Below are 24,357 nucleotides of genomic sequence, written 5' to 3'. Positions count from 1 at the left end.
ATAACAACAGGGGGGTTGATAACCCCCCTGTTTTGTAGCCTAGCCAGCAATGTAGAACTAGCGACAGTCTTTACCAGACAAAGTGATGCTCTGCTGTGAATGATCCTGAAACGTATACACATAAACAAAATCAAATCCTCCCAACAGCATTCGACGTGTCAGAGGCTGACGACAGCTGCGCATGAGCTCTTTTTTCACAGAATCTACATTAAAATTATCTCGCTTACGCTTTTCGTCCAGCATTGTATATGAATAATAAATCGTGTGATTATGGCGTACAGCTGCATTAAACCTTATCTGCTTATGCTGCTGTGGCAATTTTTTTTGCAACGCCATCAGCTGCTGATCAACAGAAGTGGTTAACGCTGGGTCGATTACCAGCGGCATATGTCGCGGCTGGCTGGCGGCAGAAGCTTCCACAGCATCCACAGCTTGCTGATGGCAACCTCCCAGCAGACACATATAAAACAGCCCGCAAATTATTTTTTTCATAGTACGCTTTCCGTAGTGGCAAATTCGTTATCCGGCTGTACGAACACTAGCACCGCCTCTCCCCTATAATTGATTGGATAACGAAAAAACAGTGTAGCACGTCCGCGCTAATTTTCTACTTGTTTAATCACCTGATTCAAATCGTCCATATTTAGGTTTTTACGCAGATACTCCTCGCTCTGGGGCAATGCAATTTCTATTGACTGCTTACGTTCAAACGCCAGCTCTGCTTTGGCAGCACGAAAATCAATCACATGTCCACCTAGTTTGCGTGTGGTATCAATAAAATGCAGATGGAAGCCGGCTACCGACAGCTCCTTGAAAAACTCCGGCGTCCAGAACCCAATCAGCGAACCGCTGACAGCCTCCACTGTATCCACCACCTGTTGCTTAAACACCTCAACCACAGACGGATAGGGTTTCTGCTGCGCATACGGGCGGCGGATTTTCAGTTCATCAAAACGGGCATTGATTCTCACTGCCACAAACACATTATCCATAGGCAAATAGTTGGACAGATGGGTATACAGATTGTCTTTACAGATATCCACCACATCTACCACCTTGTCTGGTTGAAACGTGGTAACCTGCACAAATGGCAACAGCTCTTCATCGCCCATCACCTTTACCGCTTTATCGCCATCAGCCTCCAGAAAATCCTGATCAATAATTACCTCACCTGCTAACGCGTGCGAGCAACCCAGACCAAAATTGCCATATTTTTTTACCTCCCCAACCGCAAATACCCCATCGAACAAGCCTGCCATCAAAGCATTAATCGTAGAAAACTGCCGGATTTCTTTTTGCATGTATATTCTCCTGCATAATTTATTTACATATTAATTAATTGTATTCCATTTAGCAGTTTATAGCTAATATCAGCCATCAAGCATTTGTCAAAAAAATGAATTATCAATAAATCAATCTACATAGATTTTTTCCTTAAATACGCTCTTCAATATTTTTCGGCAGATTAGTTTGCCTTAGGAAGGGAGCAGCTATTAACAATGCTATCAAATATCAGACTAACAGCATCTCAATAACAACATCACCTGCATGATTACATAACGCCTCTGTTCGAGCTGTTTCATCGAACCAGCGGATAGAAAGTACAAATATTCAGTATTTATGAACTAGCCTCCATCAACTATTATTGCTAGTCCACACCCACTAATATCGATACAAAAATCAAAATCATCTGCAAACTACTCCTTGATCATTAGCGATTGTCCCAACACGAGCACTAGTTGCCACACTCACCGGCAACCTAAACGGAAGCATTAACTGTATTTAGCCTAAACGCGCCCACACAGCATAAACATATTGTCATAATATTTTTGTCGATAATGAAAAATATTGGCGGTTTTATTTTCATAGATTGTTCTTAACGAATATTGATAGTATCTGGAACAATTATTTTAATTTTGGTGTAGCAATGAAAACCTTTATTTATTTTTTTCTCGCCGCTATTGCTGAAATCAGTGGCTGTTTTTCTTTCTGGGCATGGCAACGTATGGGTAAGTCTGCATGGTGGACATTACCGGGCACATTATCGCTGCTGCTATTTGCATGGCTGCTCACTTTGGTAGAAAGCAATATTGCCGGCCGTGCCTATGCAGTATATGGTGGTATCTACATCTGCTCATCACTACTGTGGTCATGGATAGTAGAAAAATCCATGCCAGATAAATGGGACATCAGCGGAGCACTGGTATGCCTCCTCGGCGCTGCCATGATATTGATGGCACCACACAGCTAAGATTGTAATTCATAATTTATTTAGACAGATTATCCCGTAATAAAGCATGGAAAGTGACAAGTAGGCAGGCTACGTCTAAACTTGTACTTTAGCTGAACAGACAATGGCTGTAGATAATTATGCTACTAAAAAGTTTACTTTCGCTGTCATTAGGTACCTTTGCACTGGGCATGGCAGAATTCAGTATGATGGGTATTTTGCCGGATGTAGCTGCTACTCTGCATATCAGCATTGCACAGGGCGGGCATTTTATTGCTGCTTATGCTATCGGCGTATGTTGCGGTGCCTGGCTGCTGGTATTAAGTTACCGCCTACCGCCGAAAACCATTTTGCTGTCACTGTCGGTACTGATTGCCATCGGCAATCTGCTGGCATCCATTGCACCCGGCTATAACACACTGCTCGTAGCGCGTTTTATTTCCGGCCTACCGCATGGAGCATACTTTGGTATCGGCTCGATTGTTGCCACTAAACTGGCGCCACCTGGCCGTTCCGCGCAGGCTGTAGCTATGATGATTGCGGGCATGACGGTAGCCAATCTACTTGGTGTACCCGTAGGCACGTGGCTAAGTCTGCATTTAAGCTGGCGGCTGGTATTTGCTTTGGTAGCCATGGTGGCAATTGTGCTAATTTTTACCTTACAGCGTTTTATTCCGCAGATGGAACGGCTACCTGATACCGGCATTCTGGGGCAATTCCGTTTCCTGAAATCAGCCGCACCATGGTTGATCTTAGCGGCTACCACCTTTGGTAATGGCGGCATTTTTTGCTGGTTCAGCTATATCCGTCCCTTATTAACACAGGTATCCGGTTTCAATGGCAATCAGGTCAGCCTACTAATGGTACTGGCTGGTGCCGGTATGGTAGCAGGAAACTGGTGTGGCGGCCGTCTGGCGGATCGCTATACCCCCGGCCAGGTAGCTGCCGGTTTGCAAGGGCTGGCCGCAGTGTCATTGTTACTGATTTTTGTGTGTTCTTCTGTCGGCTGGCTGTCGGCCACACTGATGTGTGTATGCACATTCTGTCTGTTTGCAGTATCAGCACCACAACAGCTCCTATTGCTGCGCTTTTCGCCCGGTGGTGCGCTACTGGGTGCAGCCAGCGTACAGATGGCTTTTAATCTAGGCAATGCCATTGGTTCATACAGTGGCGGCGTGGCCATCAGCCACCAATGGGGTTATCAGTATCCGGCACTGCTCGGGGTACCGTTAACTTTAATCGGCTGTGCCTGCCTACTGTGGTTTCACCGTCGCTACGAAAGTCAAGGACGAGCAATCTGAAGCATACGGAGATAATGATGAGCGATACAATACCGGAAAATATCCAGCAACGCCTGCATCTGGCAATTAAACATGGTAATCAGGCCGAGCAGCAGCGTCTGTGGCATGAGTACAGTAGTCTACAGGGCTTTAGCAACGAGTGGGTAATGTCAGCACGACTGGGTCAGGACGGCTATACGGAGGAACAGGCACATATGGTAGCCTGCCTATTTGGCCGTTGTTAGCATGCACAATGACACAACAGGAATATATGACTGAAATTATTGTTGAAACCCATCCACTAGCACCGTTTCTGCCAGCCAATGCAAAGCTTCTAATGTTGGGGTCTTTTCCGCCACCGGCCACACGTTGGAAAATGGATTTTTACTATCCGAATCTGCAAAATGATATGTGGCGCATATTCGGGCTGGTGTTTTTTCAGAATAAAAATTATTTTCTTAGTAATGATCAAAAAGGCTTCAATGAGCCTTTAATTCGCGCTTTTCTTAACCAACGTGGCATTGCCATCAACGATACAGCCTATCAAATCAAGCGCCTGCAAAACAATGCGGCGGATAAATTTCTCGAAGTGGTAACACCAGTGGATTTAGCGGCATTACTGGTACAGATTCCAGACTGTCGGCACATAATGACCACAGGCGACAAAGCCACCACCACTTTATTGCAACTGCTCCCGGCAGGAACTCCGGTACCAACTATCGGCCATCCCAGTGAAACCATACTAAACGGACGGCAGCTGACCCTTTCCAGACTGCCTTCTTCTTCGCGAGCTTATCCACTCGCACTTGAACGCAAAGCACAGGTTTATCAAGATTATTTTACTAACATCGGTTTATTAAACTGATTTTTAATTTTCGGGAAAACATTAATGCATATTCTTATTTTCGGTGCCAGCGGCGGCGTGGGCAAAGCTTTGGTCGAACAGGCACTGGCAAACGGTGATGAAGTGACAGCAGTAGTACGTTTGCAGAAAAAACTTAATATCCAACACCCTAAATTACATATTCGTCTTTGTGACGTGTTTGAGAAAGCCGATGTAGCAGCATTGTTTACAAACAACAGCCATTACAACGCAGTGGCCTCGGCTCTTAACACCAAGCAAGGCATAAAGCCAAGCAATGATTTGGAACGTATGCTGAGCAATATCACCCCACAAATGCAACAGTATGGCATTAAACGCATCGTTTATTGTGCCTCCGCCGGCGTAGACAATGAGCTGGAAGGTGAACGCGGACAGGCCGCAATGGAGTTTTTACGCCACCCGCTGGCTGACCATCGTGCCGCTATAGCGCAAATTCAGGCGGCCGGTTTAGACGCAACCATCGTACGCCCACTTGGCCTAACCCACGATACCCTAACCGGAAAATATACTGAGGCAGCACAGGGCATACCAGCAGGCAGTGGCCGCATAGCCCGAGCCGATGTGGCGCACTTCATGCTAAAAGCGTTACATGATGATGCCTATATCGGCCAGTCTGTCGCTTTGTCTGGCGTATGAATACAAAAACTAATGCCAGAGCCAAGCTCTGGCAGTAGTTTTATTTTAATCAATTGTCTGCCACAACAAATAATCGGATTTTTATTTGTGAATTTTTTGGTAAAACGACGCTTCACCCTCGGGGCGGGTTTTAAACCGTTTATGCAGCCAGTAATACTGTGGCGGCTGCTCTCGTACTCGTGCTTCGATAAAATCATTCATTCGTTGCGTATCGGCCACTATATCTTTACTGGGAAAATTATCCCATTGCTGATAAAACCGCAAGGTAACCTTGCCATCTGATTCCCGTGTCGGAATTGCTGGAACCACTTTAGCATTGGTTAAAGCAGCGATACGACTCAGACCAGCAATCGTCGCTGTGGGAATTCCGAAAAAGTTTACAAAAATCGATTCTCTTCGTCCGAAATCCTGATCGGGCAAATATAAAAACGGCGCACTGCTGCTTTTGATTTTTTTAATAATCGCACGCAGCCCTTCAGTGCGCCCTATCAGAAACACATTATTATAGCGATGGCGTCCCTTGAGAATCTGCTCATCCATCTGTTTATTTTTCTGATGTGAATACACGCTGATTAAGGGCACATCTTGGTTGAGCGCATACACTGCCGCTTCAAATGCAGTAAAGTGCGGATAGAGTAAAATTACTTTTTCACCGGCGGCCAGCGCTTCATCAAGATAATGTTTGTCTTGATAGCGCACCAATTTTTTTAAACGCGCGGCATCACCATACCAGTACAGCCCGTATTCCAGCAGCAGCATAGACATATGATAGAAATGTTCGCGCAATACTTTACGTCGCTGCTGCTCCGTCCATTCGGGAAAACAGTGGCGCAGATTAATCAAACCAATTCGCCGCCGTGGAGCAACCGCATAATAACTCAGCCAGCCCACACAGCGTGCCAGCGCATGAATCGCCCCTAACGGCAGCAACTGCAGCATATATAAAAAAGCAAAAGCCAGTTTCATCATCATTACAATATTACCTACTGGTTATTTTCAACCAGCCCAGCATTAAACGCCGTCTATTGTACACAAGCTGCCGTCAATTTACATTCACAGTTGTATCTAAGCCCTTTTCTTATCACTTACAGCCAAACAAAACCAGTTCATAAAAACACGGCCTGTATCGCAAATACACAGGCCGTATCAGATAAACCAAACTAGCTTAATGAGCTCCGCCACCTCCGCCACTGCCAAATGGCGGTTTAGCAAACCACACCAGCACAATCAGAACTAAAAATGTCATGCCATACAGCCAGAATAAATCATTGGCACCCATAATATGCGACTGCTGACCGATAGTCTGCTCGATTGAGCCTAATGGCTGTATTCCACTCATACCCAGCTGATTCATCCCCTGAATCGACTCATTCATAGTGCTGTTATAAGGATGAATGTTCTCCACTAATTGTGTATGGTGTAATGCTTCGCGTTTATCCCACAATACATTAACCATCGACGTACCAATACCGCCGGCTAAAATTCGCACAAAATTAGAAATACTGGAAGCACTGGCAATCTGCGAACCAGACATATTCGACAAAGTGATTTGGGTTAACGGCATAAAGAACATCGCCATTCCAATACCCTGCACAAACTGCGGCCAGAATACATCCATAAAACTCATACCGGCATTAAAATTAGTCCGCCAGAAGAAACAGATGGCGTAAACGGTGAAACTGATGGTCACCAATACCCGCATATCCAGCCGGTTGCCAAACTTACCAATTAGCGGCGACAGCAATACTGGGAAGATACCAATCGGTGCCGTTGCCAGCCCTGCCCATGTTGCGGTATATCCTAGCTGCATCTGCAACAGCATCGGCAAGAGCACAATTGCCCCCATATACGTCATATAGGCAGTACTGAGCGTAATTACCCCTACAGTAAAATTACGGTCCTTAAACAAGCGCAAGTCCACAATCGGATACTTTGCATACCATTCCCAGATAATAAAGTAGCTCAGGCACACTACCGCAATTACCGCAAGCGTAATGATTTCATTGGATGAAAACCAGTCTAGCTCATGGCCACGGTCAAGCATCATCTGCAATGCACCCACACCGACTACCATTAGCGACAGACCCATACGGTCAATAGGCTGGTGCTCAGTTTCGGTTTCACGTTTTTTAAGCATCTGCCAAGAAATAGCGGCAGCCACCAAACCAATTGGTACATTAATAAAGAAAATCCAGCCCCAATGCCAGTTGTCACTGATGATACCGCCAAGAATCGGCCCAAAAATCGGTGCCACAATAATCACCATCGACCACATCGCCAACGCCATTGGGCGTTTTTCCGGCGGATAGGCAGCCATCAGCAGACTTTGTGACAACGGAATCATCGGCCCAGCCACAGCACCCTGCACCACGCGGAAAAACACCAGCAAGGCCAGACTAGGCGCAATACCACATAAAAAAGAGGCAAGCACAAACGACAGTGTTGCCACCACAAATACTTTTACTTCGCCAAAGCGTCGTGCCAGCCAGCCTGTGAGTGGTACCGAAATAGCATTGGCCACGGCAAACGCCGTAATTACCCACGTACCCTGACTATTGGCTGCACCCAAATTACCAGTAATGGTGGGCAAAGCCACATTGGCGATAGTGGAATCCAGTACCTGCATAAATACGGCTAGTGACAGCGCCACCGTAACCAGAGCAAGAGCCGGACCTTTCAAGGGAGAATGCGTCATTCAAGCAAAGCCTTAATACAAAAACCTTCTCGGTGTAGCGTCAGCTCATTTCATGCCTCATGAGCACGAATATTCCTACTCACCAGAGAAAGCTTCTGAAATTAAAATAAAAATCAAGCCAGATCAACATCGCAGTAACCGCCACTGGCACGAGAACAATCACCCTGCGCCAGTAGCAATCGGATCATAATTAGGCAGAACAGAATTAGGGCGCGTACTGGGCAAAAATTTGCTCAATCATATTATTGATTGGCGTCCAATCAATCGCAGCCATATTGCCATTAGTAGGAATCGCCGTAGCAGCAGTTAAATCCTGACCATCCTGATTACGAGTATTCACTTCTACATCCATAGACAGACCTACCCGCAGCGGATGCGCAGCCAGCTCTTTAGGTTCCAGCGCAATCCGCACCGGCACACGTTGTACAACCTTAATCCAGTTACCAGTCGCATTCTGCGCCGGTAAAAGGGAAAACGCAGCACCAGTACCGGCAGACAGACCAGCCACCCTACCGTGATAAGTCACTTTACTGCCATACACATCCGCTTTAATTTCCACCGGCTGACCAATACGTATTTTCGCCAGCTGGCTTTCCTTAAAGTTCGCATCTACCCAGACATTATTCAGTGGCACCACCGCCATCAGCGCCGCACCAGTTGCCACTTTCTGGCCTACCTGCACATTGCGTTTTGCTACCTGTCCATCCACCGGAGCCTTGATTTGCGTACGCTGTAAATCCAGCCATGCACTTTTCAGATGACTAACAGCGGTCATCACAGCTGGCTGCTGACGCAGCGGCACATTGTGGCCAAGCACAGCTTTAGCTGCATTTTCCTGCCCCTGCATGGCCTTCAGGTTTGCCTGCGCTTCCACTACCGCATCACGGGCATGGCTTAATTCTTCCGCAGAAATTGCATCGGTACCAGCCAGACTCTGGCGCCGCTGTAAATCAGCTTGCAAGCGTTTTAACTGAGCCTGTTGCGCCGCTACCTGTGCACTGGCCTGATGCGACTGAGCCGTCTGCTGCTGATTCTGACGAATCGCATTAATCAGCTCATCATGAGCCCGCTCAAACGCCAGCTGCATATCACTGTTATCCAACTCTACCAACACCTGTCCTGCCTTAACAGTCTGGGTATCATCCACGTTTACCTTTTGCACCGTGCCGGTAATTTGCGGCGTAATCTGCACCAGATGGCCATTCACATATGCATCATCAGTGGATTCCTCATGCTGCCATAACAGCAGATACATTAGCAGAAAGCCCAGCGCAATCAGCACAAATACCACCGTCAGCAACACCAGCTTACGCTTGCGGCCGGCGGGCACACGTTCTGACTGCGGTTGTACCGCCGGTTGAGAGGTAGTCACTGCCTCATTGGTTTGCTTTTGTTCACTCATACGTCAATAGCTCAAGAAAATAGGAAATTAACACTCAGTTACTGATTATTGCCACTTGCAGGAATTTTAAAACCACCACCAAGCGCAGCATGCAGGTTATTCCAGCTCTGTTGCCGCCACGCAGCGGTTTTTGCTAAATCTGCCTGTGCACTTAAAGCTGCATCCTCGCGTTGCAACTTGGTAAGCGCATTCTCCAGACCAGCTGCATGGCGTCTATTGCTGGATACAGCATTTTTCTGCGCCACCTGCCATGCCTGCTGCTGTAAAGGCAAGGCTTCAGAACTACGCTGATAGTCACTGACAGCATCGGCTGCCTGCTGCAAAGCCGTCAGCACCGTTTTATCGTATTGCGCCACCTGCTCATTGTAAGCAGAACGTTTACCAGCCAAAGCAGCCTGCAAACTGCCTGACGTAAATATCGGCAACGAAATAGCCGGCACAATACCCAGCATGCGTGAAGAAGAATGCACCAAGTCAAACGCATCAACATGCGCCAAACCTGCCAGTCCTTGGATTTCTATATTCGGATAAAACGCTGCTTGTGCCGCTTTAATTCCAAAATAATCCGATTGCAGTAAAGCTCGTTGCGCCGCAATATCCGGTCGCTGCCCCAGAATATCGGCATGTAAACCATTTACCGCCACTTCTGGCACTTTCCCCAGCGGCTGCGGTACCACCGCTGGCATCTGAGTAGGTGAAACACCTATCAGCGCAGCCATACTGTGCCGGGCACGTTCGATATCCGCCTGCGTCTGGCGCAAAGCGCTTTGCATAGCCAGTACATTCTGCGACACAGCATATTCATCACTCGCTGGTTGCAGACCAGCACGAATCCGATTCGCCACCAGTTTCTGCAACGCTTGATTCACCGCAATACGCTTTTGCAACACTTTAGCCTGCTCCTGCAACAACTGCCATTGCGTATATTGCGATACAATACTTTGGCTTAGTAGCAACCGTGCCTGCTCTTGCTGATAAGCAGCAGCCACACGCGCACCAAGTGCTGATTTAATCAAATTACGCTGCTTACCCCAAAAATCAAAAGTATAATTAACTGCCAGCGCAGCCATTTCATTACTGAACACATGATTCGGGTCATCACCCGCTCTGTTTGAATCTGGTTTCGGATTTAGGTAAGCGGCCACACCATTAGCCTGCAAAGCTACCTGTACGCCAGCCTCCCCTTTGGCACCACGCCATTGCGCTTCAGCCTCAGCAAAACGAGCAGCGGCCACGCGCAAATCCGGTGCACTGGCTAGCCCGATATCCATCAACTGGTTCAGCAACGGCTGATTCAGACCGAGCCACCAGCTTTGCTTAGCCTGTATAGTTTGACCGGCTGGCAAATGCAGCTGGGCTGCATCCTGCGGGCTTTGTAACTCAGGCTGGCGGCCAAAATTGGCACAGGCAGACAACAACAGCAAAGCCAGCGGGCTGACAAGAGATAACTGACGCAATCGGCGCGCAGATACAGTTAATTTCATGCAAATCTCAGCAAAAAGTTAAGCAGCAGTTAATAACTTTGTTAAAAGCTGCTGCAATTGTTCATATTCTGGTTCACTCAGGGCTGACCATACCCTCCGGTGCACCTCATTGGTTTCCGGACTGACACGTTGAATCAAATCCTCACCGGCCTTAGTTAATTTCAGCGTAATTTTGCGCCGATCTAAAGGATGAGTTGAACGAGTAGCCCAGCCATTTACAACCAGATCATCAGATAAACGCGTAGCACTAGTACGGGTGAGATTAAGAATATTGCTTAGTTCCGAAGGTAAAATCTCATGATTTGGCCGCGCATACACAGCCAGCAGCGCATGCCACAAGCTTTCGGACAAATGGTGTTTATGCAAACGCTCATTCAGCTGATTGTGAATCGTTGCATGCACCAAACGCACCAGACGGCTTAGCATTACCAGCTGAACATTCATGCTCGGCATTTTCACTGCCAGCACCCCCAAAGTAGCTTCCAGTTCGGCAGCAGGAAGAGAAAAACCCATTTCAGAGCACCTCAAAGTCCATAAAATAAGCCATTATAATAAATTTATCTCTTATTATAAATGGAGCTTATAGTTTGGCAGAGAATATTCCAACCCCAAAATAGTCACTAAAGCATCAAAATTTTAAAATTTTTTGCTTATCAATCTGCATGCTACAAAATTAATTTACACCACCCATCCCATACCAACGTTATTTTCCGGTACATCAGCATAATCAGTAGCTCAACAAACTGAACCATCAGACAACACTAGCAAAAACCATCAGCCGCCAGCTGTATCGTTGCAGAAAAGAAACATCAAGCTATTCAACCACACTAAACAGCAGCCCGAATAAAATTATCCAATTCGCAAATACAACTTATTAATAAACCGCTACAGACATCAATCGGATAAGTGTTTCCTAAACAAAATAAAAAACAATTACCCCAAACCACCCTAAATCGTTAAGACCATAATTATATTTAATAACAGATTAAATATTTAGAGTTTTTGAAATTTTTTACGCCGTATTAACCAGATACCGGCTTTTTCTGGCTAGTGTCAACAACCTTTCACACCAGCCGGCAACAAAATTGCACCATACACTATGTACAAAACTCCCGTTTTCTTAGCAAACCAACCACCAATACGCACACAAACTGTCACTTCAGCTCATTTCACGACCAATCGTCAGCCTGATTTAACCATTATTTTTCTCTTTTATACAAATATCCTTATCAGCTGCATACAACAAAAAACAGGCTGCTTAAAAGCAACCTGTTTGTATCAACCCATCCAAATCAGATACCCGCAGCCTCACGCAGCAACTGAGCTTTATCCGTACGCTCCCAAGTAAATTCCGGCTCTTCACGTCCAAAATGGCCATATGCTGCTGTTTTAGCATAAATAGGACGCTGTAAATCCAGCATTTTAATAATTCCTTTCGGACGCAAATCAAAATGCTGTTGCACAATCTCAATAAGCCGACTCTCCTCAATCTTACCGGTACCGAAAGTATCGATTGCAATCGAAGTCGGCTGCGCAATACCGATTGCATAGGAAATCTGAATTTGACACTGGCTAGCCAGACCGGCAGCCACAATATTTTTCGCCACATAGCGGCAAGCATAAGCAGCAGAACGGTCTACCTTGGTGGGATCCTTACCCGAAAATGCGCCACCTCCATGCGGCGCTGCACCACCGTATGTGTCCACAATAATTTTGCGTCCAGTTAATCCACAGTCGCCCTGCGGCCCACCAATCACAAAACGTCCGGTCGGATTAATCAGATACTGAGTATCTTCAGTTAGCATTTCAGCAGGTAATACCGGCTTAATAATCAGTTCCTTCACCGCCTCAACCAGTTCCTCACGCCCGATTTCGGGATCATGCTGCGTAGACAGCACCACCGTATCAATGCGCTTCACCTTACCGGTGTCACTATCATATACACAAGTCAGCTGAGCCTTTGCATCCGGACGGAGCCACGGCAGTTCACCGCTTTTACGTACTTCACTCTGGCGCTGCATGAGACGATGCGCATAATAAATCGCAAACGGCATCAGCGTCGGCGTTTCATCACAGGCATAACCAAACATCAGCCCCTGATCACCGGCACCCATATCCAGATCCAACCCCTCACCCTCATTCACACCCTGCGCAATGTCAGGCGACTGTTCGTCATAACAAACCATGACTGCACAGCCACTGGCATCAAAACCCAGCTCGGATGAGTTATAACCAATACGCTTAATCGTATCGCGGGCAACTTGTATATAATTAATATGTGCGCGTGTGGACACTTCGCCGGCCAACACACACAAACCGGTATTAACCAACGTTTCAGCAGCTACGCGCGCTGAAGGATCCTGCGTCAGGATAGCGTCTAAAATAGAATCGGATATCTGGTCGGCAACTTTATCCGGATGTCCTTCCGAAACCGACTCAGAAGTAAACAGAAATTCACTCATAATTGGCGGATACTTTCTGATGCTAATATTGCTTTATGGGCAGTTATAGATGCTTTTGTTACAATGTCGCCCAAATTTTGATTTGAGATACAGAACAGATGCAAAAGCTGGTTTATTTCGTATTTTCCTTATTGGCGTTAATCCCCTTGCCAGTTTTACAGGGCATCGGCTCAATACTGGGGCGCCTTGGCTTTTACTTCGCCACCAGTGAACGTGAACGCACAACCAAAAATCTGCATTTTAGCAAAATTGCTGCCAACGACCAACAAGCAGAAAAACTAGTCAAATCCATTTTTGCTGAAACTGCCAAGAGCGGATTAGAGCTGTCCATCGCATGGACCCGCTCCAGCAACCACATCGTATCCTTGTTCAAAGAAGTGCACGGCTGGAAACACATTGAAGAAGCCATTGCAAATAAACACGGGCTGCTCCTTATTACCCCGCATCTAGGCAATTACGACCTTGCCGGCCGCTACTTGAGCGAAAAACTACCATTCCCTCTCACTGCCATGTACCGGCCACCCAAAATAAGCTGGCTGGAAAGCGTCATGAATAACGGCCGCGTGCGTGACAACGGCTACACCGCACCAGCCAACATGCAAGGCGTTAAACAAGTAGTACGGGCATTAAAAAACAAAGAAGCCACCATCATCTTGCCTGATCAGGTGCCTGGAGAAGGTGAAGGCGTCTGGGCCAACTTTTTTGACCGGCCAGCCTATACCATGACACTGGCTTCACGGCTTGCCATCATGCCTAATGTAACAGCCCTATTCTTTTGCGGCGAACGCCTACCCTATGGCCGCGGCTTTGCCCTGCACATCGCCCCACTTACTGGCACACTCACCGGCAACAGAGAACATGATGCACAAATCATCAATAACAATGTCGAAAAGTGGGTTAAACGTTTTCCCAGCCAATACCTATTTGGCTACAATCGTTACAAAAAACGCAAGAACATACCTCTTCCCTAGGTAAATTTATTTATATAAATAAATTTTAAAAACTGATATAGCTTATTGTTGACCTAAAAAAATAATGACAATTACATTATTGATTGAGTAAAAATTCTACTTTATCCCCTTTTTTCTTAGAATAACGTTCAAATAATCCTGAATATAAATATGCTTTAAACACCTTTAATTATCAATAAGCTTTATACAATGGCACTTTTAGCAGTAATATTCTTCCTTAAATAAATCAATATTGAATAGATAAAGACATAGCTTAAAAATACTGCCTGTCCAGCATATGTTTACGATTATTATTATAGAAATAAAATATTTTATTAATTTACTGAACAACAATAATACTCAAGTTATAGCAATATTTTAATCTTAGTAACAATGGTATAAAAATTAAATGAATTACAAATATATTGATAGGATTTCATACATCACATATATCTGCAAAACATAAGCAAATATAAATTATTCAGAGAATGACATTAAAGCTAAATTATTTAATTTTAATGAATTAATACCGCCCAAAAATATAGATATAGTATTACATTTATATATAGTTATTTTAAGAAAATTATAAAATCACAATCTTATATATTATAAAAAGCATTCACAAAAATCTAAAATTAATATTCTAATCTGATGACGCTAATATATGCGAAATGAAAACTAAATTGATAGATATATTTTAGCTCACATTATAAAACCTCAAAAATATCTATCACCTCATTACTGTGATTTTCTGTTGTGGATTAATTTTCTATCATCCTTGTGATAAACAAAATTATTTTTGATGGAAAGATTTTAAATCTATATAGGGTATAGTTTCAGTCACAATTTCGTAGCTTTACTAACTGCGCATTTACCCATGATCGTTATTTGCATAGCATTTCACCTAAAAGAAAAACGCATACTTTCATTCCGCAAATTGAAAGTATTTCTGAAAATACTGAATTAATATTGTCAATAAGAGAGATTCACTTTAAATCATGAACAAAATACCCATCGGTCTGTATAAGAGCAAAATAACCCTAATCAAAATAACCTCTAAAATTATTATCATGTAATATACACAATCGAATTAGAACATTAAAAAGCATAATACTCAGCATATAAGGTTATCACCAAGATTTTTTAATACTACTTACTCTCTTCGTATTCAACCCAACCTACTAGCCAATCAATCGACAATCCACTAGCACAGTATCGAAATCCACATAAAGCCGCTTTACTCAGTCAACAAAGGAAATATAATATATTCTCAAGCAGTATACTTATCATCACCTGCAACTTACGCCATTGTGTCAGTCAACTGTCTACTCTAAATAGTGCCTTACGTAATCATTAATTACTAATTAAATTTAAACAAAAAAAGAGCCATCCGGCTCTTTTTTTGTATTTGTAAACTGTGTTGGCAGTGGCAATACAAATTAACGTTTTGAGAACTGTTTCGCACGGCGTGCTTTGCGCAGACCGAATTTTTTACGTTCAACTTCACGTGCATCACGAGTAACCAGACCAGCAGCAGACAGAGTTGGTTTCAGCGCTGCATCGTAGTCAATCAATGCACGGGTAATACCGTGACGAATCGCACCAGACTGGCCAGTTTCACCGCCGCCTACAACGTTTACTTTAATGTCGAAAGATTCTAGATTTTCGGTCAACACTAATGGCTGACGTACAATCATGCGGCCGGTTTCACGGCCAAAGAATTCATCCAGCGGACGGCCATTCACAATAATCTGACCGCTACCTTTTTGCAGGAAAACACGAGCCACTGAACTTTTGCGGCGACCCGTGCCGTAGTAATATTTACCGTTCATTGCGTGTCCTTAGATTTCCAAAACTTTAGGTTGTTGAGCAGCATGGCCATGTTCTGAAGTTGCATATACTTTCAGTTTTTTAATCATAGCGTAGCCCAACGGACCTTTAGGCAACATACCTTTAACGGCTTTTTCCAGCGCACGGCCAGGGAACTGGTTTTGCATTTCTGCAAAAGTACGCTCGTAGATACCACCCGGGAAGCCTGAGTGGCGATAGTATTTTTTGTCAGTCTGTTTCTGACCAGTTACACGCAGTTTGTCAGCATTGATTACAATGATGTAATCGCCAGTATCAACATGTGGCGTGTATTCTGGCTTATGTTTGCCACGCAGACGGCGAGCGATTTCAGCAGCCAGACGACCCAGAACTTTGTCTTGAGCATCAACCACATACCAATCGCGCTTCACCTCATGCGGCTTAGCTGAAAAGGTTTTCATAGGAGCTAATCCAGATAAATATACGAAAGCTTCTAATATTAAAGATTAATCAAGTGATTGTCAATTGCTAAGCTTGGTCATACAACAATCTCTCTATCCTCAGTAACATAGGCAGGCTGTGCTTTTCACGCTTGCCAGCCTGTCTAACCAATGCGCCTGAAGGGCGGCAAACATGCCAGTAATTGCTTGCCATAGCGCGCTGTCAGAATACGGTTATCCAGAATAGTCACACGGCCATAATCTGTTTCGGTACGAATCAGCCGTCCAACGGCCTGTATCAGCTTAATGCTGGCTTCAGGCACGGTAATTTCCATAAAAGGATTGCCGCCACGAGCTTCTATCCATTGATTACGGGTTTTTTCAATCGGATTATCCGGCATCGCAAAGGGCAACTTAGCAATGATCACCTGTACACACATTTCACCCGGTAAATCTAACCCTTCAGCAAAACTGTCGAGTCCAAATATAATGCTGGGTTTTCCATCGGTAATAGCCTGATGATGGCGCTGCAAGAGAACTTGCTTAGGTAGTTCTCCCTGCACCAGTAACAAAGGTAAATGGCTGTCGGGTAATTTCAATGCCACTTCTTGCATCTGCCGGCGGGAAGAAAACAGAACCAACGTTCCAATGGCTTCGTTTTCATTAATCAGTTTTGGAAGCCACTGTACAATTTCGCTGGTATGAGCAGCTGCATCTTTCGGACTGGCAGTCAGTGCAGGTATATACAGCTCCCCTTGCTCGGCAAAATGAAACGGGCTATCTAGTGCCAGCATAGTGGTATCTGTTAACCAATTAAGGCCAGTTTGTTTTAGCAGCAAATCAAAAGTACCCAACGAGCGTAACGTTGCCGAGGTCAGTAAAGCGCCTGCCGCACGTCGCCATAGACCACTGGCCAGTTTGCCGGCACTGGTAATCGGAGAAGCATTAAAACTGTAATCAACTTTATCTTTACTCGTTCGGGTAATCCATTTAGCCAGCGGTGCTTCCTCTTCAACATTTTCAGTTGCGAGTAAATCCCAAACATCAACCACTTGCTCTATACGCGCCAGCAACATACCCAGATCACCGCTAAGCCGGTCAAGCAAACTGCTGTCCTGATTTTTATCACGTCGTGCGGCCGATAGAGCCTCATTCAGACTATTGATGTGTTTAAGCAGCATGCGTGCGGCCAAAGCGGTATTATCAACCAATATTTTCAATGTAGCTGGGATGACGCCATCCGGCCACAACCAGCTACTTTCATCATGGCCATCTTGTGCTGCCAGGCTGGGTTCATCAGCCAAATGCATCATCCATTCCTGCAAATTTTCCTGCAAAGCGGAGGCTGCCTCTGTAGCCATTACAGCAAGTTCACTTTTATCCAGCACACCAGCTACTTTATCCACAACATTACCAGTGCGTTCTAAAAACCATAATGCTTGATTCAAGCTGTGTTCAGCCGCAAACTGCTGCAAAGCTTTGTGTGGCAAATGGTGCGCCTCATCTATACAATAAAAGCTATTGGAAGGTGATGGCAAAATAACGCCACCGCCCATACCGATATCAGCCAACAATAAATCATGGTTAGCCACCACCACATTTACAGTTTCCAGCGTTTCTCGCGCCAAAAAAAACGGACACTCCGGTCGATTGGGACACCCAGCTTTCAAACAGCCGTGGCGGTCATTGGTAACTTTCTGCCACAGACCATCATCAATCTGTTGCGGCCACGTATCTCGATCTCCATTAAAAGTACGGTCAGCAAACTGGTCGGCCATATCACGTAATACCGCCAGCTCCTCACTTTTAGGTTTCCGGTCCCACAACGCCTGCTGTGGTTCGAACCCTTGTAAACTATCCTGTGCGTTCAATTGGGTTAATTGATACAGTTTATAGGGACACAAATAGCGACCACGCCCTTTGGCGAGTGCAAAGCTGAGATTCAGACCACTGTGTCTGACCACAAAGGGTAAATCACGCCCTACCAGCTGCTCCTGTAAAGCCACAGTAGCACTGCTGACCACCAGAATTTTGCCGCGGGTCTGCGCCATAATCCCGCCGGCCAACAGGTAGGCCAGACTTTTGCCTACACCTGTAGGCCCCTCCACCACCACAATTGATTCCCCATTGCGCTGTGGTGCTTCTCCACCATCCTCCTGCTGTTGAGTGCGTGAAAATGCATTGGCAATCGCGGCCACCATCTCCCGTTGTGCCTGACGTGGCCGGAAATTAGGCAGACTTTTGGCGATATTCTGGTAATGTTCGCGTATCGCGTTCTTTTCTAAATCTGTGAGCATAACTGGTCAGACAAAAGCAAATAGCATAAACACTTATTCTATTTAGTAGTAAAGTTATTTAAAATCAGTATATTCGCAACGTAATTCCAATTATATACTGATATTCCATATTAAATTTCAGCAGGTCCATCATGAACAAAATTATTTATCTTGTTATAACCTGTCTGGTAGCCACAGGCTTGATAGCCTGCTCCAAAACACAACAGGATAACGCATCCGCCGCAACGGCTACTAAAAAAGAACTCGTGTTCGGTGCATCCGCCATGCCCTACACCACCATCTTTGAGCAAGGCGTTAAGCCAATTCTGGAAAAACAGGGTTATAAGATTAAAACCCTGAATTTTTCCACGCTGGAAGTGAATAATCAATCTGTAAATAATGGACAGGTTGATTTCAATCTGGATCAGCATACTGCCTATCTGAATGTTTTCAACCGTGAAAAAGGCACACATCTATATCCGCTAGTGCATATTCCAACCGTACCAGCTGCCATTTATTCAAATAAATACACCTCCATCCAACAGGCCCCCAACGGTGCCAGCGTACTGATTCCAAGCGATCCGGCTAATACCTCACGTGCGTTACGTATTCTGACCGATAACCACTTAATTCAGTTAAAACCCAACACCAATCCAATACTCGCAACCACACGAGACATTGCCAGCAATCCTAAACTACTAAAAATCAAAGAAATTGATTCAGTTATGATTCCGCGCACATTAAATGAAGTGGACTTCGGGTTCGCCTCAGGGGGCATTGCCTATCAGTCCAAACTGGATCCGAAAAAAGCTGTTCTGCGTGAAAAGGTGATTCCGGAAATGGAAATGGTGGTCACCATCAATGAAAAAAACAAAGACACTCAATGGGCAAAAGATTTAAAAGCAGCTTATCAGTCAGATGAATTTAAACAATTTATGCAGAAATACAATCAGAACCAAATGTGGGTAATGCCACAGGCTGAGTAAGCTGCCTGATAATACTTCTTTTCTGAGGATAACCGGTAATACTTTACAAGTATTACCGGTTATCTATTTTATTGTTATTTGCCACGATACAGAATCGTAGCACCATTTTTATCAGCCTGAAAACAAATTCCATTCTTAAACAACATAACATTAAATTTAAATACATTTTATAATATAAAGATTACAAAACTTATCTGCACAAGCATGACTCTCTATAGCATCAAACCTGCTTTTCAAAAATTGCTACGTCCACTAATGTTTTGGCTGTACAGAAAAGGCATTACAGCCAACCACATTACGCTAACTGCTATCGGCCTTTCAGTTTTAATAGGTGCCATCCTCGCTCTGTTTCCTTATCCAAAATTATTTTGGCTGTTGCCGATTACTTTGTTTATCCGCATGGCGTTAAATGCACTGGATGGTATGCTGGCACGCGAATGTAATCAACAAAGCCGGCTTGGTGCGGTATTAAACGAGCTTGGCGATGTATTATCTGATATTGCGCTGTATTTACCATTTATATTATTACCCCACAGCAATACAGCCACCGTACTGGTTATGCTGTTCTGTGCAGCCTTAACTGAATTCAGTGGCATTCTCGCGCAAACCATTAACGGCATTCGCAGCTATGCTGGCCCGATGGGAAAAAGTGACCGTGCGCTGATTTTTGGTAGCTGGTCTTTACTGATAGCTATCTGGCCAAATTTAACAATTTGGAATAATTTCATCTGGTGTGCCTCTATCCTCTTATTGATTTGGACTTGCATTAACCGTTGTCGCAGCGCCATACATGGAGGCCGTTAATATGCTGCTACAAAAATCCCTATTGGTTATCTTCAGCCTTTTACTGTTGGCAACGATAATCAACGGATTACTAGTTTGCCTGCAAAAAAATAAAGATTGGCGCGAACTTACCCTGCGTATCCGCACATGGTGGGTAATTGTTATTTTGTTTTCACTAGCACTGATCAGCCCCTGCTGGCTTGGATTAAGTTTTTTTGCTTTAGTGAGCTTTATAGCTTTAAAAGAATATTTAACTCTGGTTCCCGCCCGCCATGCAGACAGAATGCCCATATTATGGATGTTTATTACCATTCCGATTAACTACTGGTTAATCGGTATCGACTGGTACGGATTGTTTATCGTATTCATACCAGTATATATGTTTCTATTTTTACCAGCTCGTATGGTTATTGCTGGCGATACCAGACATTTTTTGCGTACCGTTTCTCAGCTGCAATGGGGGTTAATGACGACAGTATTTGCTTTCAGCCATGTTGCCTGTCTGCTAGTATTACCCAATGATAAGCAGCAAACTGGAGCTTTATTAGTCCTGTTTCTCGTTGGACTGACAGAATTCAACGATATTACCCAATACCTATGGGGAAAATCACTTGGGAAAATCAAAATTACTCCTAAAGTCAGTCCGAACAAAACACTGGCCGGTTTGCTTGGCGGAATAGGTAGCACCACTATAGCAGCCATGTTATTAGGCCCTATACTGACGCCTTTGAACTGGAGTATGGCCATACTGGCTGGATTGATTATCAGTGTCAGTGGCTTTTGTGGAGACATTGTGATGTCAGCCATCAAACGTGATATCGGTATCAAAGACAGTGGCACACTACTACCAGGGCACGGCGGCATCCTTGACCGCCTTGATTCATTGATATTTACCGCACCAGTATTTTTTCATTTTGTCCGATACTTTTACTACTAAGCCATGCTGAAATCATTACTCAAACCATTATTTGCCCTATGCATCGTATGGCCAGTTATGCGTTTATGGCTGGGTTTACGTATCCACCAGCACCAGAATCTGCCTAAACAAGGACCGGCTATTCTCGTTGCCAATCACAATAGCCACATGGATGTGTTTGCATTAATGTCACTGTACTCTCCCATGCAACAGCGTCAGATTCATCCAGCAGCTGCAGCAGATTACTTTCTCAGCAATAAATGGATGGCATGGTTTGCGCTCAATGTACTGAATATTATTCCGGTTACACGCCAGAATAACGGTCAGGGTAATCCCTTGCAAGGCTGTGAAGAAGCCTTACGCAAAAACAAAATTCTGATTTTATTTCCAGAAGGCTCCCGTGGTGAACCTGGCAAAATGCAGCCATTAAAATCAGGTTTATGGCATTTGAGTGCCACCATGCCTGACGTACCAATTATTCCGGTGTGGCTGCAAGGCACTGAACAGATTATGGCAAAAGGAAATCGCATTCCCTTGCCGCTGTTTATTGATGTCAATATCGGTAAACCGATGTATTTCCAGCCTGACAAAGAACAATTTAAAACAGAGCTATTAAACCATTTATTAGCATTGCGTCCTCAATACAGCAAAAAAGATTTCGACGACTGAACAATATCAGCCCACAGATGATAGCTGCTTAGAGTTTAAATCAAAAAGCTCACTTTCAAATCAGTGAGGTCTTAATTAGGTACATTTAAGTACACCAACATTCAAATCCACACTGGGTTTCGTGTAAACGATCTACATGAACATTCCTCCAACAGCAATTTACTACGCACATCCTGAAGCAATTTAACTGCTACCATAACGGATTTTGTGATGGCATCAATCACCCGTGGCACTCACTATCCAAAATGACTCTTTAGTTGCAAACTTGCCAGAATAGATTATGCATAATATGGTTTAGAGAGAAATAAAATTACTGGCCATCGAAGCAACTTCTTAAAAAATTATTAAATATTAATGAATGGAATATTTTAGTTTTTTATGGTTCTACCTCACATTCATAAACCAAAATAATAAATAATTTAGCAGACAGAAACCTGATAAATTATCTATTTTTTCCCCTAAGAAAAATTAATCAATTTATGACCGTACGAATTCTTACAGAAAAATGATTTTCGCATGAAAACACAATTTTTTTCTTCTAAGCATTTATTCAACTGAAGTGGCAATTTTCTTATGCAAATCCTTATTTTTGTCGCTCCCCTTATATCCGAATTAAAGCAAGTTTTACTGCGACTCCAGACATGCTTTATATGCTTATAGACTTTTACTACGCTTATCACCGCCCAGTTTTACACCCAGGCATATAGAAAATTTCATACTAGGTTGCCAAGTTAATCAAAGCAATTATTCTTATCTTATAAATATTTATCTTCATTATGTACCGTTTCATGCTCCACCATTTTTTGTCACATCTATCCAAGCGTTATCATTTGGCATGAAGGTGCAATAAAACTGACTTACAGGAATGTTACAACACATTTATAAAATTGGTTTTATACTGAATTACTAAAAAAATCAGCAAGTTCAGAATACAATAAATCATTATTGATGATATAGCTGCCATGATCATGATCTGGCACAACTTTTAATTTGGAATGGGGCAAAGCTTCAGCAATTGAGCTAAATACCTCAGGATGATAAATATCATTTTCCGCCCCAATCACAAAAGCTGGCACAGTGACATCCTTCAGAGAAGATATATCAATATGTGGCTGCTCCAACATCATTTTATATAACGGATCACCTGTTTGTTCATAGTACTGCTGCATAAACTCAAAAGTTTCAGCATTAAAATCCGCAGGCGAAAGATTCACTCCTAATAATGCCATCTTGGAAATCACAGACTGATCGTGTAGAGCAAGTAATAAAGAAATAATTGCACCATCACTAAAGCCAATAATATTAACCGGATCAATGGCCAAAGCCATAATCAATGCATAAATATCATCTGCCATCACTTTATAATCATAGATAGCAGTTTTTTCACTTAAACCATGATTACGGCTATCCACTGCATACACGGTATAATCATGGTGAAATTTTTGAATCAGTGGAGCAAAAATACTGTGATCTTCACCGTTCCCATGCAATAGTATTAAAGCCTCCCCACTTCCTGATTTTTTATAATTGATATTAATACCATTTACATTAATCATTAAATTTGTTCCATTTTTCTGTTTTTATTTCGGATAATTATCTATTAATATTGAAATCAGTTAAATAATATCATCAATCATAGAAATACAAACCAATTATTATTTAGCAATACAACATCTGTCTTATCTGATATAAACTAAGGGTCATATTATTTATTGATTCATTTAAATGAGCCTGAACATAGTTTTATATCAACCTCAAATACCTGCTAATACAGGCAACATTGCCCGCACCTGTGCTGGCACTGGTACCAGCCTGCATTTAATTCACCCTCTTGGCTTTTCAACAGACGACCGTATGCTTAAACGTGCCGGTCTTGATTACTGGCCTTATGTCGATATTCATTATCATGACAGCCTAGAAGCTTTTATTGAAATGACCGAAGCGCAAGCCAATGCACAAGTGTATCTAATCGAGACGTACGGCACGCGCAACTACACAGAATTTGACTACAGCAACAGCAGGCAAGCAATCTATTTCCTCTTCGGCCGCGAAACGACCGGCCTGCCGCAGGAGTTCGCACAGGCCAGAGCAGATCACTGCCTGCGTATCCCTCAGACTTCCCATATCCGCTCATTGAATCTATCCAACGCAGCGGCCATCGTAGTGTACGAAGCCCTACGGCAGCAGGGGTTCGCTGGTTTGTCTTAACCAGTTTCTCATTCAGCACAAAGCAAAAAACCCAGTAGACTATCTACTGGGTTCTTTTTAATGGGTGTCTGGCGGTGTCCTACTTTCACATGGGCATCCATACTATCATCGGCGCTAGGTCGTTTCACGGTCCTGTTCGGGATGGGAAGGCGTGGGACCAACCCGCTATGGCCGCCAGACTTTAAACTGTCAAATCAGAAAGCCTTAATCTTGGTGATGCTTGTATTCTCATCAGTAAGCTTTATCAT

Annotated in this window: 23 protein-coding genes and 1 rRNA gene; 11 read left to right on the top strand and 13 right to left on the bottom strand. The window is 44.0% G+C overall.

What is annotated here, in order from left to right; translation table 11 throughout:
• Positions 1-57: 57 nt before the first annotated feature.
• Entirely contained in the window at positions 58-492 is a 435-nt protein-coding gene (locus tag ABU615_RS08280) for a hypothetical protein (RefSeq protein WP_370388817.1), read from the bottom strand.
• Between the two features lie 107 nt (positions 493-599).
• Positions 600-1,301 (bottom strand): acetolactate decarboxylase, encoded by a 702-nt coding sequence (gene budA / locus ABU615_RS08275; protein WP_267409060.1) that lies wholly within the window; start codon positions 1,299-1,301, stop codon positions 600-602.
• A gap of 626 nt (positions 1,302-1,927) precedes the next feature.
• On the opposite strand from budA, the gene ABU615_RS08270 reads away from it, so the two are divergent.
• The 5 genes from ABU615_RS08270 (at position 1,928) to ABU615_RS08250 (ending at position 5,029) form a co-directional block, all read left to right on the top strand.
• The gene (locus ABU615_RS08270; protein WP_367489660.1) at positions 1,928-2,251 is read left to right on the top strand and encodes a YnfA family protein; all 324 of its coding nucleotides are present in this window, start codon (positions 1,928-1,930) and stop codon (positions 2,249-2,251) included.
• Positions 2,252-2,370: 119 nt separating this feature from the next.
• Positions 2,371-3,531 (top strand): MFS transporter, encoded by a 1,161-nt coding sequence (locus tag ABU615_RS08265; protein ID WP_367577678.1) that lies wholly within the window; start codon positions 2,371-2,373, stop codon positions 3,529-3,531.
• Positions 3,532-3,548: 17 nt separating this feature from the next.
• Positions 3,549-3,755: a cyanate hydratase gene (locus ABU615_RS08260; RefSeq protein WP_267391977.1), complete on the top strand. Its 207-nt coding sequence runs from the start codon at positions 3,549-3,551 to the stop codon at positions 3,753-3,755.
• A gap of 8 nt (positions 3,756-3,763) precedes the next feature.
• The gene (locus tag ABU615_RS08255; protein WP_370388816.1) at positions 3,764-4,375 is read left to right on the top strand and encodes a uracil-DNA glycosylase family protein; all 612 of its coding nucleotides are present in this window, start codon (positions 3,764-3,766) and stop codon (positions 4,373-4,375) included.
• A 24-nt stretch (positions 4,376-4,399) separates the two neighbouring features.
• Positions 4,400-5,029, top strand: coding sequence for an NAD(P)-dependent oxidoreductase (locus ABU615_RS08250; RefSeq protein WP_367489670.1), 630 nt, complete (start codon positions 4,400-4,402; stop codon positions 5,027-5,029).
• Positions 5,030-5,110: 81 nt separating this feature from the next.
• Here the strand turns inward: ABU615_RS08250 and ABU615_RS08245 are convergent, their stop codons facing one another.
• The 6 genes from ABU615_RS08245 to metK all read right to left on the bottom strand — a co-directional run bounded on the left by ABU615_RS08245 (position 5,111) and on the right by metK (position 13,072).
• Positions 5,111-5,995 carry a lipid A biosynthesis lauroyl acyltransferase gene (locus ABU615_RS08245; protein WP_370389357.1) on the bottom strand — a complete coding sequence of 295 codons (885 nt, stop codon included), beginning with the start codon at positions 5,993-5,995 and terminating at the stop codon, positions 5,111-5,113.
• 199 nt (positions 5,996-6,194) lie between these two features.
• Positions 6,195-7,724, bottom strand: a complete 1,530-nt coding sequence (locus ABU615_RS08240; RefSeq protein WP_370388815.1) for a DHA2 family efflux MFS transporter permease subunit — start codon at positions 7,722-7,724, stop codon at positions 6,195-6,197.
• 205 nt (positions 7,725-7,929) lie between these two features.
• Positions 7,930-9,126, bottom strand: a complete 1,197-nt coding sequence (locus tag ABU615_RS08235) for an efflux RND transporter periplasmic adaptor subunit (protein WP_370388814.1) — start codon at positions 9,124-9,126, stop codon at positions 7,930-7,932.
• A gap of 38 nt (positions 9,127-9,164) precedes the next feature.
• On the bottom strand, positions 9,165-10,610 hold the full coding sequence (locus tag ABU615_RS08230; RefSeq protein ID WP_370388813.1) for an efflux transporter outer membrane subunit: 1,446 nt from the start codon (positions 10,608-10,610) through the stop codon (positions 9,165-9,167).
• Between the two features lie 18 nt (positions 10,611-10,628).
• Positions 10,629-11,123 carry a MarR family winged helix-turn-helix transcriptional regulator gene (locus ABU615_RS08225; RefSeq protein ID WP_100140896.1) on the bottom strand — a complete coding sequence of 165 codons (495 nt, stop codon included), beginning with the start codon at positions 11,121-11,123 and terminating at the stop codon, positions 10,629-10,631.
• Positions 11,124-11,902: 779 nt separating this feature from the next.
• Entirely contained in the window at positions 11,903-13,072 is a 1,170-nt protein-coding gene (gene metK, locus ABU615_RS08220; protein ID WP_100156107.1) for a methionine adenosyltransferase, read from the bottom strand.
• A 98-nt stretch (positions 13,073-13,170) separates the two neighbouring features.
• On the opposite strand from metK, the gene ABU615_RS08215 reads away from it, so the two are divergent.
• The gene (locus tag ABU615_RS08215) at positions 13,171-14,043 is read left to right on the top strand and encodes a lysophospholipid acyltransferase family protein (RefSeq protein WP_367489679.1); all 873 of its coding nucleotides are present in this window, start codon (positions 13,171-13,173) and stop codon (positions 14,041-14,043) included.
• 1,418 nt (positions 14,044-15,461) lie between these two features.
• On the opposite strand, the gene rpsI is transcribed toward ABU615_RS08215, so the two are convergent.
• From rpsI to dinG, 3 genes are all read right to left on the bottom strand, one after another.
• Positions 15,462-15,854 carry a 30S ribosomal protein S9 gene (gene rpsI, locus ABU615_RS08210; protein ID WP_100140893.1) on the bottom strand — a complete coding sequence of 131 codons (393 nt, stop codon included), beginning with the start codon at positions 15,852-15,854 and terminating at the stop codon, positions 15,462-15,464.
• Positions 15,855-15,863: 9 nt separating this feature from the next.
• Positions 15,864-16,292, bottom strand: coding sequence for a 50S ribosomal protein L13 (gene rplM, locus ABU615_RS08205; RefSeq protein ID WP_100140892.1), 429 nt, complete (start codon positions 16,290-16,292; stop codon positions 15,864-15,866).
• Between the two features lie 143 nt (positions 16,293-16,435).
• A complete protein-coding gene (gene dinG / locus ABU615_RS08200; RefSeq protein ID WP_367489686.1) occupies positions 16,436-18,568 on the bottom strand; it encodes an ATP-dependent DNA helicase DinG in 2,133 nt (710 codons plus the stop codon).
• Between the two features lie 131 nt (positions 18,569-18,699).
• On the opposite strand from dinG, the gene ABU615_RS08195 reads away from it, so the two are divergent.
• From ABU615_RS08195 to ABU615_RS08180, 4 genes are all read left to right on the top strand, one after another.
• Complete coding sequence (locus ABU615_RS08195) at positions 18,700-19,533, top strand: MetQ/NlpA family ABC transporter substrate-binding protein (protein WP_100140890.1); 834 nt, start codon at positions 18,700-18,702, stop codon at positions 19,531-19,533.
• A gap of 204 nt (positions 19,534-19,737) precedes the next feature.
• Entirely contained in the window at positions 19,738-20,337 is a 600-nt protein-coding gene (locus ABU615_RS08190; protein ID WP_100140889.1) for a CDP-alcohol phosphatidyltransferase family protein, read from the top strand.
• Position 20,338: 1 nt separating this feature from the next.
• The gene (locus ABU615_RS08185; protein ID WP_367489690.1) at positions 20,339-21,253 is read left to right on the top strand and encodes a phosphatidate cytidylyltransferase; all 915 of its coding nucleotides are present in this window, start codon (positions 20,339-20,341) and stop codon (positions 21,251-21,253) included.
• A 3-nt stretch (positions 21,254-21,256) separates the two neighbouring features.
• Positions 21,257-21,901, top strand: a complete 645-nt coding sequence (locus tag ABU615_RS08180) for a lysophospholipid acyltransferase family protein (RefSeq protein WP_370388812.1) — start codon at positions 21,257-21,259, stop codon at positions 21,899-21,901.
• A gap of 893 nt (positions 21,902-22,794) precedes the next feature.
• Here the strand turns inward: ABU615_RS08180 and ABU615_RS08175 are convergent.
• Positions 22,795-23,457 carry an alpha/beta fold hydrolase gene (locus ABU615_RS08175; RefSeq protein ID WP_367489696.1) on the bottom strand — a complete coding sequence of 221 codons (663 nt, stop codon included), beginning with the start codon at positions 23,455-23,457 and terminating at the stop codon, positions 22,795-22,797.
• A 169-nt stretch (positions 23,458-23,626) separates the two neighbouring features.
• Here ABU615_RS08175 and trmL point away from each other — a divergent pair, with 169 nt between their 5' ends.
• Positions 23,627-24,109 carry a tRNA (uridine(34)/cytosine(34)/5-carboxymethylaminomethyluridine(34)-2'-O)-methyltransferase TrmL gene (gene trmL, locus ABU615_RS08170; RefSeq protein ID WP_100151609.1) on the top strand — a complete coding sequence of 161 codons (483 nt, stop codon included), beginning with the start codon at positions 23,627-23,629 and terminating at the stop codon, positions 24,107-24,109.
• Between the two features lie 66 nt (positions 24,110-24,175).
• Here the strand turns inward: trmL and rrf are convergent.
• Positions 24,176-24,288 (bottom strand): 5S ribosomal RNA (gene rrf, locus ABU615_RS08165).
• Between the last annotated feature and the right edge of the window lie 69 nt (positions 24,289-24,357).

The sequence above is a fragment of the Snodgrassella alvi genome (genome assembly GCF_040741455.2).
In the GTDB taxonomy this organism is placed as follows: Bacteria; Pseudomonadota; Gammaproteobacteria; order Burkholderiales; family Neisseriaceae; genus Snodgrassella; species Snodgrassella alvi_E.
The sequence above is the reverse complement of the archived record's forward strand: the minus strand, read 5'-3'. Positions and strand labels throughout refer to the sequence as shown.